The organism is Paraburkholderia sp. SIMBA_054 (genome assembly GCF_046534875.1).
Lineage (GTDB): Bacteria > Pseudomonadota > Gammaproteobacteria > Burkholderiales > Burkholderiaceae > Paraburkholderia > Paraburkholderia hospita.
Window position 1 is genome coordinate 1 of record NZ_JAWRXV010001792.1, and the last position, 233, is coordinate 233.

Here is a 233-nt window from a genome sequence, read left to right on the forward strand (position 1 = left end):
TACGACGCGGCGTCGCTCAGCAGCCAGACGATGGTTTCTGCAACTTCGTCGGCGCGGCCGGGACGGCCGAGCGGGGTTGTCGAACCCAGTTGCGCGGCGCGATCCGGCTTGCCGCCGCTCGCGTGGATTTCGGTATCGATGAGACCAGGCCGCACTGCATTGACACGCACGCCGCGCGGCCCGAGTTCCTTCGCGAGACCGAGCGTCATCGTATCGACTGCGCCTTTTGAGCC

General features: G+C 67.0%; 1 protein-coding gene. It reads right to left on the reverse strand.

The annotated features are described in order from the left end of the window. A partial coding sequence (locus SB822_RS61250) for an SDR family oxidoreductase (RefSeq protein WP_410859686.1) occupies positions 1-233 on the reverse strand: 233 nt, incomplete at both ends.